The organism is Variovorax sp. P4_D9 (genome assembly GCF_056401695.1).
In genome coordinates this window covers 1-9,621 of sequence record NZ_JBFUIU010000332.1, presented here as the reverse complement: position 1 = coordinate 9,621, position 9,621 = coordinate 1, and the positions used below count along the sequence as shown (strand labels likewise).

10 protein-coding genes are annotated in these 9,621 nt (G+C 69.5%); 6 read left to right on the top strand and 4 right to left on the bottom strand.

Annotated features, from left to right (window positions below):
• The 3 genes from upp to AC1DY5_RS29530 form a co-directional block, all read right to left on the bottom strand.
• On the bottom strand, positions 1 to 309 hold a 309-nt coding region (upp, locus tag AC1DY5_RS29540), incomplete at its 3' end, for a uracil phosphoribosyltransferase (protein WP_478117221.1).
• A 54-nt stretch (positions 310 to 363) separates the two neighbouring features.
• Positions 364 to 1,752, bottom strand: a complete 1,389-nt coding sequence (locus AC1DY5_RS29535) for a DUF1688 family protein (protein WP_478117223.1) — start codon at positions 1,750 to 1,752, stop codon at positions 364 to 366.
• Between the two features lie 17 nt (positions 1,753 to 1,769).
• Positions 1,770 to 3,116 (bottom strand): GTP cyclohydrolase II, encoded by a 1,347-nt coding sequence (locus tag AC1DY5_RS29530; protein WP_478117220.1) that lies wholly within the window; start codon positions 3,114 to 3,116, stop codon positions 1,770 to 1,772.
• A 189-nt stretch (positions 3,117 to 3,305) separates the two neighbouring features.
• Between AC1DY5_RS29530 and AC1DY5_RS29525 the strand changes: the two genes are divergently transcribed.
• On the top strand, positions 3,306 to 3,857 hold the full coding sequence (locus AC1DY5_RS29525) for a sigma-70 family RNA polymerase sigma factor (RefSeq protein ID WP_478117218.1): 552 nt from the start codon (positions 3,306 to 3,308) through the stop codon (positions 3,855 to 3,857).
• Complete coding sequence (locus tag AC1DY5_RS29520) at positions 3,854 to 4,495, top strand: NrsF family protein (protein ID WP_478117216.1); 642 nt, start codon at positions 3,854 to 3,856, stop codon at positions 4,493 to 4,495. The genes AC1DY5_RS29525 and AC1DY5_RS29520 overlap by 4 nt, the downstream gene beginning before the upstream one ends.
• A 24-nt stretch (positions 4,496 to 4,519) precedes the next feature.
• On the opposite strand, the gene AC1DY5_RS29515 is transcribed toward AC1DY5_RS29520, so the two are convergent.
• Complete coding sequence (locus tag AC1DY5_RS29515) at positions 4,520 to 6,037, bottom strand: helicase HerA-like domain-containing protein (protein WP_478117214.1); 1,518 nt, start codon at positions 6,035 to 6,037, stop codon at positions 4,520 to 4,522.
• A 145-nt stretch (positions 6,038 to 6,182) separates the two neighbouring features.
• On the opposite strand from AC1DY5_RS29515, the gene AC1DY5_RS29510 reads away from it, so the two are divergent.
• From AC1DY5_RS29510 to AC1DY5_RS29495, 4 genes are all read left to right on the top strand, one after another.
• Positions 6,183 to 6,494, top strand: a complete 312-nt coding sequence (locus AC1DY5_RS29510; RefSeq protein WP_478117212.1) for a phosphopantetheine-binding protein — start codon at positions 6,183 to 6,185, stop codon at positions 6,492 to 6,494.
• A gap of 3 nt (positions 6,495 to 6,497) precedes the next feature.
• The gene (locus AC1DY5_RS29505) at positions 6,498 to 7,136 is read left to right on the top strand and encodes a COG4648 family protein (RefSeq protein ID WP_478117210.1); all 639 of its coding nucleotides are present in this window, start codon (positions 6,498 to 6,500) and stop codon (positions 7,134 to 7,136) included.
• A gap of 13 nt (positions 7,137 to 7,149) precedes the next feature.
• Entirely contained in the window at positions 7,150 to 8,847 is a 1,698-nt protein-coding gene (locus AC1DY5_RS29500; RefSeq protein WP_478117208.1) for an AMP-binding protein, read from the top strand.
• On the top strand, positions 8,844 to 9,621 hold a 778-nt coding region (locus AC1DY5_RS29495; RefSeq protein WP_478117207.1), incomplete at its 3' end, for an acyl-CoA synthetase. The genes AC1DY5_RS29500 and AC1DY5_RS29495, both read left to right, overlap by 4 nt.

Below are 9,621 nucleotides of genomic sequence, written 5' to 3'. Positions count from 1 at the left end.
GTACAGGCCGATGTGGCCGACGCGCGCGCCAGGCACCACGCTCAGCATGCCGTCGAGGATTCCGGTGCCGGCGCRCAGGATCGACACCAGCACCAGCTTCTTGCCGTCGATCACCTTGGCGTGCATGGTCTCGAGCGGGGTCTCGATCTCGATGTCCTGCATTGGCATGTGGCGCGTGACCTCGTAGGCCATCAGCATGCTGATCTCGTTGAGAAGACGCCGGAAGCTGTTGGTGCTGGCCTCCTTGCGGCGCATCAGCGTGAGCTTGTGCTGGACGAGGGGGTGGTCGACGAGGTGGACGTTGCTCATGGCGTGGAGGAAGCGCGGGTGCGTTCTTGTCGTTGTGAAGAAAGGGAGTGAAGTCTAGAAGACGGTGCCGTCGCTCTCGATGCGCAAGGGTGGCGCACCGTCACGCAAGCGTTGCGCCATGACGCGGCCGGCGGCCCAGGTGCCGCCCTCGAGTACGCGGGCCAGCGGCATTTCTTCCTCGCTGCGCTCCATCACCTTGCGCACCCGCCCCGCGACCTCGTCGAGCAGCGCGACGGTCAGTGCGCGCCATTCGACGATGAACTCGTCGCCGACCTTCCAGGAACGCTCGACCAGCTCGGGGCTGCGCGGCACGATCAGGCCACTGTCGATCAGCAGGCCACCGTTGCGGTATTCGGGCAGGGCGGTGAGCGCCTCGACATGGCGCACCTTGACGCCGGCCCATTCGAAGGGCTCGAGCATGGAATAGGTCAGCCATTGCGACAGCTTGTGGAAAGGCATCCAGCCGTTGGTGAGGCCGGGTCCGCGCACCGCGCTGTGGCGCCAGCAGTCGCCAAGCGCCAGTGCCGGGTCGCCCGAGCCGAGGGCGCCGGACGCGTCGCTGCCGTCCGTGGCGATGCTGTCGATGGCATTCGAGGCGGGCCAGATGCCCGACAGCGATTCGAGCAGCAGCGACAGGATCTCGTGGGCCGTGGTTTCCGCGGTCGGCGGCGCAGCGGGGCCGTAGGATCCGACCAGCGCATCGAACAATCCGCCGGGCCGGCCGTCGTCGCCGAAAACCTCGGGCCGCTCGCTCATCGCCTCTCCGAGCCGGCGCAGCAGCGTGGCGCGGCCTGTCAGCCCGACCAGCGGGTTGACGCTGCTGACCTGGAAGGCGTCGCCGAGCCGGTCGGTGACCAGTGCGCGCAAGCCGGCCGCGTCGGCCTGCAGCGGATGGTTGGGGTCGGACGAGAAGAGTCCGGTCGTGAAGGCATGGAAGCTGGCCACGCCCAGCCCCTCGGAACGCGTGAAGCGCTGGCCGCTGCCGGCTTCGAAGTAGTGCCAGTCGGGGCCGGCGCCGGCATCGAGCAGGACGCTGACCAGCACCAGGTCGAGGTGCGTGCGGGCGCGCTGCCGGGCATCGACCTCGCCGAGCAGTTGATCGAGCTCGGCCACCCGGTTCACGCCGCCGGCCTCGAAATGGCGCCAGCGGCTGTGGTAGGGAATTGGGCCCCAGGCGTAGCGGTCGCGCGTGACTTCGGCCACCGTGCGCGCGGTGTCTTCGAGGGCGTCGTCATCACCGATCGTGAACCATTCGGATTCGCCGGCGCGGGCCCGGGCCAGCAGCGCCGCGGCGCGGCTGCGCACGGCCTGGGTGGTGCGCAGGAAGGCCGCGGCGCCAGCCGGATGTGCCGTGTCGCCGACGAATTCGAGCGCCGGGTCGACATGGCCTTCGGCGTCGGCGCTGCGCACCGCGGCGTTGGCGGTCGGGCGCTCGGGATCCATCCCATAGTTGTTTCCGCTCATTGATTGAGCCCCCGGCCCTTGGCCTTCTTGAGTTCCTCGGCGTCCGGCACTGCCCCGGGCGTGAAGTAGCCGGCAGCCATCTTGGCGTCCATCTCGACCCGGGCATCGGCCGGGATCAGTTCGTCGGGGATATTGACCCGGGTGCCGATCTCGATGCCCGAGCCCGTGATGGCATCGAACTTCATGTTGCTCATGGACACCAGGCGGTGGATCTTGCGAATGCCGAGCCAGTGGAAGACGTCGGGCATCAGCTCCTGGAAGCGCATGTCCTGGACCCCGGCCACGCACTCGGTGCGGGCGAAGTACTGGTCGGCGGTGTCGCCGCCGACCTGGCGCTTGCGGGCGTTGTAGACCAGGAACTTGGTGACTTCGCCGAGCGCCCGGCCTTCCTTGCGCGAATAGGCGATCAGGCCGACGCCGCCGCGCTGCGCGCCTTGGATGCATTCCTCGATGGCGTGCGTCAGGTAGGGCCGGCAGGTGCAGATGTCGGAGCCGAAGACGTCCGAGCCGTTGCACTCGTCGTGGATCCGCGCGGTGAGCTCGACCTCGGGGTTGGCCAGGTCGCGGGCGTTGCCGAAGATGTAGAGCGTCTGGCCGCCGATCGGCGGCAGGAACACCTCGAGGTCGGAGCGCGTGACGAGTTCTGGGTACATGCCGCCGGTCTCCTCGAACAGCACCCGGCGCAAATCCGTTTCGGAGCAGCCGAAGCGCTGGGCCACCGCGGGCAGGAACCAGACCGGCTCGATCGCCGCCTTGGTGACCATCGCCGCGCCGCCGGCGGTCAGGAACTTGCCGTCGGCCTTCAGGCGGCCGCTCTGCAGGGCCTCAATCACCTCGGGCAGGATCACGTGGGCCTTGGTGATCGCGATGGTCGGACGGATGTCATAGCCGGCCGCGAGTTCGGTGGCGAAAGCATCGGCCACCACCGCACCCCAGGGGTCGAGCGAGACGATCTTGCCGGGTTCGCTCCACTGCGGGTAGGGGCCGATGACGTCGGTGGGCGAGGTGTTGGTGAGGTCGGCCTTGTGGTGCGGAGAGAGTGCGCCGGCGGCCACGGCCAGTGCGCGATACACACTGTAGGAGCCGCTGTGGGTGCCGATGACGTTGCGATGCGCGCGCTTGGTGGTGGTACCGACCACCGGGCCGCGCTCGGCGGCCGTCGCGGCGCCCCATTGGATCGGCAGGGCGCCGAAGCCTCCGGCGTGCGAGGTCAGGCGGATGTGGCTGCGCTGAGGCGAGGCGGGGGAGAGCGAAGCCGGCTCGAGCGGCGCGGCGTCGGCGGAGGGCGGGGAAACGGCTGGAACGGAAGACGAAGACGGAATCGGAACGGTGTCTACAGACATTGCGGGCCCTCAAAAAATACAATGTACCGATGGCTCCCGGAACTGGCAAGCCAGCGCATACGCCATTTGCCGTAAAGCGGCGCCGCCTGCGGCCCCGCTTCGCCATCACGGCACAATCCGGCGGTTTTCTTATTTTGGCGGCGCCTGTAACCGGACGCTGTCGGTGCGCGAATGAACAAAGGAAGCCCGATGGCGAAGAGCGAAGCGGAGCTGCGGCTGCACGCGTTGTTCGTGCGCGGGCTCAACGGCGACGCGGCCGCCTATCGCAGCTTTCTGGAGCAACTCGCCTCGCACTTGCGCGCGTTCCTGGGCCGGCGCCTGTTCGGCTGGCCCGACGAGGTCGAGGACCTGGTCCAGGAATGCCTACTTGCCATGCACAACCAGCGCCACACCTACCAGTCCGACCAGCCCCTGACCGCCTGGGTGCATGCGATCGCGCGCTACAAGATGATCGACCTGCTGCGCGCCCGCGCCGGCCGCGAGGCGCTGCACGATCCACTCGATGACAATCTGGCCGTGTTCGCCGCATCGGACACCGAGGCCAGCGACGCGCGGCGCGACCTGGCCGGCCTGCTGGCCACGCTGCCGGACCGCCACCGCCTGCCGATCGTCCACACCAAGCTCGAAGGGCTGTCGGTGGCTGAGACGGCGCGCCTCACCGGCATGTCGGAATCGGCGGTCAAGGTCGGTGTCCATCGGGGCCTGAAGGCGCTGGCGCAGAAGATCAGGGAGGCGCGATGAAGACCGAACAACTGGTGGCTCTGCTGGCCGCGGACGTGGTGCCGGTGCCGCGCCGCGCGGTGTCGCGCCGGCTGCTGGTGGCGCTGGCGATCGGCCTGCCCTTGTCCTTTGGCTGGATGCTGCTGGCGTACGGCGTGCGGCGCGACCTGATCGAGGCCATGTTCTGGCCGATGTTCTGGGTCCGGCTGTTGTTCGGCACCAGCATCGCGCTGGCCGGCTTCGTGGTCGTGCAGCGCCTGGCGCGTCCCGGTGCGAGGGTGCGGGGCGCCTGGCTGGGGCTCGCGGCGCCGGTGCTCGTGATCTGGGTGCTGGCCCTGCTGGCGCTGCTCTCGGCGCCGGCGGAGGACCGCGCGGCGCTGGTCTGGGGACAGGCCTGGCGCAGCTGTGCCCTCGACATAGCCGTGGTCTCGCTGCCGATGTTCGCGGGCTTGCTGTGGGCGCTGAGGGGGTTGGCGCCGACCCGGCCGGCGCTGGCGGGCGCGGCGGCCGGCGCGCTCGCCGGCGGTGCCGGCGCGATGGTCTACGCCTTCCATTGCCCGGAGCTGGCGGCGCCCTACATCGCGATCTGGTACGTGGCCGGCATCGCGCTGCCGGTGGTGGCCGGTGCCTTGATCGGGCCCCGGCTGCTGCGCTGGTGAGCCGTTGCCGTCAGCCTAACTTAACTAGCGTCGGGTCTTCGATCCGAAGATGCCGCCGAGCACGCCGCGCAGGATCTCTCGGCCGACCGTGGTGCCCATGGTCCGCACGGCCGACTTCGCCATCGTCTGGGCGAGGCCGTCGTGCTTGCCGCCCCGCGGGCCGGTCGAGCCGAACAGAATCTCGTTGAGGCTGCCCATCACGCCGCCGGAATCCTGCGGTGCGGCGGCGCCGGGCTTGCCCGCCGCCACCGGTGCGTCGGGCGCAGTCGCGGCGCGGCCCTTGAGCTTCTCGTAGGCCGACTCGCGGTCGACCGCTTTCTCGTAGACGCCCGCCACCAGCGAGTTGGCGATCAGCGCCTGCCGCTGGGCCGGCGTGATCGGGCCGATCTGGCTGCCGGGCGGCAGCACGTAGACCCGCTCGGTGATGCTCGGCCGGCCCTTGTCGTCGAGGAAGCTCACCAGCGCCTCGCCGACGGCGAGCTCGGTGATCGCCGCCTCGATGTCTAGCCCGGGCTTCTGCCGCATCGTGGTGGCGGTTGCCTTGACCGCCTTCTGGTCGCGCGGCGTGAAGGCCCGCAATGCATGCTGCACCCGGTTGCCGAGCTGGGCCAGCACCGAATCCGGGATGTCCAGCGGGTTCTGGGTGACGAAGAACACGCCCACGCCCTTGGAGCGCACCAGCCGCACCACCAGCTCGATGCGCTCGACCAGGGCCTTGGGCGCCTCATTGAAGAGCAGGTGGGCCTCGTCGAAGAAGAACACCAGCTTGGGCTGCTCGGGATCGCCGATCTCAGGCAGTTGTTCGAACAGCTCCGACAGCATCCACAGCAGGAAGGTGGCGTACAGGCGCGGCGCATTCATCAGCTTGTCGGCCGCCAGGATGTTGATCACCCCCTTGCCGTCCACGGACTGCATGAAGTCGGCGATGTTGAGCATCGGCTCGCCGAAGAACTTGTCGCCGCCCTGGCTCTCGATCGAAAGCAGCCCGCGCTGGATCGCGCCGACGCTGGCCGCGCTGATGTTGCCGTACTCGGTCGTGAACTGGCTGGCGTTCTCGCCGACGTGCTGCAGCATCGCCCGCAGGTCCTTGAGGTCGAGCAGCAGCAGGCCGTTGTCGTCGGCGATCTTGAACACCAGGTTCAGCACGCCGGACTGGGTTTCGTTCAGGTTCAGCATCCGGCCCAGCAGCAGCGGGCCCATGTCGGACACGGTGGCGCGCACCGGATGGCCTTGCTCGCCGAAGACGTCCCACAGGGTGACCGGGCAGGCCAGGGGCGCCGGCAGGTCGAGGCCGCGCTCCTTCAGCGTGGCCGCCATCTTGCCGCCGATGCTGCCCGCCTGGCTGGCGCCGGTGAGGTCGCCCTTGACGTCGGCCATGAACACCGGCACGCCGATCGAGGAGAGCTTTTCGGCGATGGTCTGGAGCGTGACGGTCTTGCCGGTGCCGGTGGCGCCGGTGATCAGGCCGTGTCGGTTGGTCAGCCCCGGCAGCAGGCTGCAGTCGGTGCTGCCGTGGCGGGCGATGAGGAGAGGGTCGGCCATGGGGAATTCCGGTCGTTCGAATGCGCCCAGTCTATCGAAGCCGGCCTCCTATAATCGCGACCCCATGCGAAGCTTCCTCCGGTTCTCCGGTGACACGCTCCGCGCACCACTTGCGACCATTCCCACAAGTACCCGGAGTTCTCTTTTGTCATCGACTGCCCAATCCCCCGTTCCCACCGCTGGCGACACCTCCGAACAGTCACCCCTCGAGAATGAATTGGCTGTGCTCCTGGTCGAATCGCTCAACCTCGAGGTGACGCCGGCCGACATCGTGCCGACGGCACCGCTGTATGGCGAAGGACTCGGGCTCGATTCGATCGACATCCTGGAAGTCGCGCTGGAGGTGTCTCGCAAGTACGGCTTCCAGCTGCGCTCCGATGACGAGCGGAACCAGCAGATCTTCGAGTCGCTGCGCAGCCTGGCGACGCATGTCGCCTCGCACCGCGGCACTTCCTGACCCATGTCCCGTTGGCGCATGGCGCTCCTGCTGCTGGCGGGGGTGAGCTATGCCTGTGTCTCGCACTGGATGATGCTCTACCACGCGGCCGAGCCCTGGGCCGTGGTGGTGTTGCTCGGGCCGCTGTGGCTCACCGCGCTGGGTCTGGCGGGCAGCCGCTTCGGCAGCTGGGGGCTGGCGCTGGCCGGACTGGCCGGCGTGGCGGCGTTCGCGCTGGTGCTGCTCGGCGAGGCCGGCGATCCGAATCGCCTCTATGTGCTGCAGCATGCCGGCATCAACGCCTTGCTGTGCGGCTGGTTCGGCGGCACGCTGCGCGGCGACCGGTTGTCGCTGATCGGCCAGTTCGCCCAGCGCGTGCATCCGCTGTCGCCGGCCATGCGCGTCTATACCGCCCAGGTCACACGGGTCTGGACGCTCTATTTCGCCTTGATGGTGGTGGCCTCGATTGCGGTCTATGCCCGCTTCTCGTTCGCCGCCTGGTCGGTGCTGGCCAACCTGCTGACGCCGCTCATGGTGGCCGGCCTGTTCGTCGGCGAGTATCTGCTGCGCTACCGGCTGCATCCCGAATTCGAGCGCACCCGCCTGATCGACGCGGTGCGTKCCTTCTATGGTGCGTCGGCGGATCACACCGCGCAGCACTGAATCGACGAATCCCTTGAGCCTCGACACCTTCCTGCCGCTGCTGGCGCAGCGCGATCTCGACCAGCCCCTCGCATGGCGTGCCGGCACGCCGGTGAGCGCGCGCGAGTTTCTCGCCGACGTGGCCCGCTTCGCTCCCGAGCTGCTGCCCGGCGGCCCGGTCGTCAACCTGTGCGTCGACCGCTATGCCTTTGCGGTCGGGCTGGCGGCGGCCCTGGTGCGCGGCGAAGCCAGCCTGCTGCCCCCCGACGCACGCCCCGACACGCTGGCGCGGCTGCACGAGGCGGGCGATCCGGCCTACGCGGTGATCGACGACCCGAAGCTCGAGACGCCAGGCCTGCCGCGGGTGCTGATCGAGGACCGTCCGCCGGTCGTCGATGGGCCCGAGCCGGCGCTGCCGGCCATTGCTGCCGGCATGCACGCGGTGAGCCTGCTGACCTCGGGCTCGACCGGCGCGCCGCAACCGCACGCCAAGACCTGGGGCACCCTGGTCGGCGACGTCAAGGCCGCGGTCGATCGGCTGGCCGCACTGCTCGATCGGCCCACGCTGGGCGGCCTGACGCTGGTCGCCACCGTGCCGGTGCAGCACAGCTACGGGATCGAATCGTCGGTGTTGCTGGCGCTGCTGGGCGGTGCCGCCTTCGACAGCGGCCGGCCCTTCTTTCCCGCCGACGTGGCCGAGGCGCTGGCTTCGGTGCCGCAGCCACGGGCGCTCGTGACCACGCCCTTCCATCTCAAGACGCTGATGCTGTCGGGCATCGCGCTGCCGCCGGTGGACCTGATCCTGTCGGCCACCGCGCCGTTGTCGCCGCAGCTGGCGGCCCAGGCCGAGCAGGCCATGGGTGGCGTGCTGATCGAGATCTACGGCAGCACCGAGTCGGGCCAGGTCGCCACCCGCCGGCCGACGCAGGGCGAGGTCTGGGAGACCTTCGGCCAGATCCGCGTGCATGCGGAGCTTGACCCGGGCGGCGCCGAGCGCTTCGTCTTCGCGGGTGACTTCATCCCCGAACCGACGCCGATGGCCGACATCCTGGAACTGGTGGACGACAGGCGCTTCCGCCTGCTCGGGCGGGCCAACGACCTGATCCATGTCGCCGGACGGCGCAGTTCGCTAGGCTACCTGAACCATCACCTCAACAGCATCCCCGGCGTCGAGGACGGCGCCTTCTGGCTGCCCGACGAGGTGGCCGACGGCGTGGTGCGGCCGGTGGCCTTCGTGGTGGCCCCCCGGCTGGATGCCCACGCCCTCATCGCAGCGCTTCGTGAGCGGGTCGAGGCGGTGTTCGTGCCGCGCCGCGTAGTTCACGTGGCGGCCTTCCCGCGCGAGGGCACGGGCAAGCTGACGGCGCGCTCGTTGCGCGAGTTCGCCTTGGCGCAGCTGGCTGTCGATAGCACGCCGGTGCAGGTCACGCGCGAAGTGCCGACCGACCACCCGGCCTTTGCCGGCCACTTTCCCGGCCAGCCGCTGCTGCCGGGCGCGCTGCTGCTGTCGGAGGTGCTTGAAGGCGTGCGCGGCGTACCGGCGCTGGCGGCGCGCATCGGCGCCGAGCCGACGCTGGCAGCGGCCAAGTTCCTGGCGCCGGTGCGCCCAGGCAGCAGGCTCGTGATCGACCTGCTGCCGGAGACCGGCGCCTCGCGCGGCCTGAAGTTCGAGGTCCGCTGCGGCGACGTGGTGGCGGTCAGTGGACGCTGGGTGCCTGGCGCGGGGCCATGAGTCGCCGGGCCGAATGGTCGCGCGCGCCCGAGCGCAGCAACATGCTGGCGCTGCGCATCATCTGCGCGATCGCGATCCTGTGCGGGCGGCCGCTGACGCGACTGATCCTGCACCCGATCTCGCTCTACTTCCTGCTGTTCTCGCCGACGCAGCGGCGCCACATCAAGCGCTACTTGTTCCGGGCCATCGGTCCCAAGGCCGGCTGGTCCGACGGCTATCGACTGCTGCATGCCTTCGCCTCGACCGTGCTCGACCGGCTCTATTTCCTTCGCGGGCGGATGGACCTGTTCGACATCCGCGTCTACGGCAACACGCCGGTCGAGGTCGAGGTCAAAGCCGGCCGCGGCGCCTTTATGCTCGGCGCGCACGTCGGCAGCTTCGAGGCGCTGGGGGCCTGCAAGCACCGCGCCGCCGACCCGGCCGATCTGCGGCCGGCGATGCTCATGTATCCCGACAATGCCCAGCAGATCAATGCCGTGCTGAATGCCATCAGCCTGCCCGATCTGCGGCCGCACGTCATCGCCCTCGGCCGGCCGCACTCGATGCTGGCGCTGCGCGACTGGCTCGATGGCGGCGGCCTCGCGGGGCTGCTGGCCGACCGCACGCTGGCCGGGCCCGAGGAAGCGGGCCAGCAGCGCGGCAGCAGCATCGAGCTTCCCTTCCTCGGCCAGCCGGCGCTGTTCAACGACGGGCCCTTCCGGCTGGCCGCCTTGCTGCGGCGCAAGGTCTTCTTCATGGCGGGCCTGTACGTGGGCGGCGCCCGCTACGATGTGC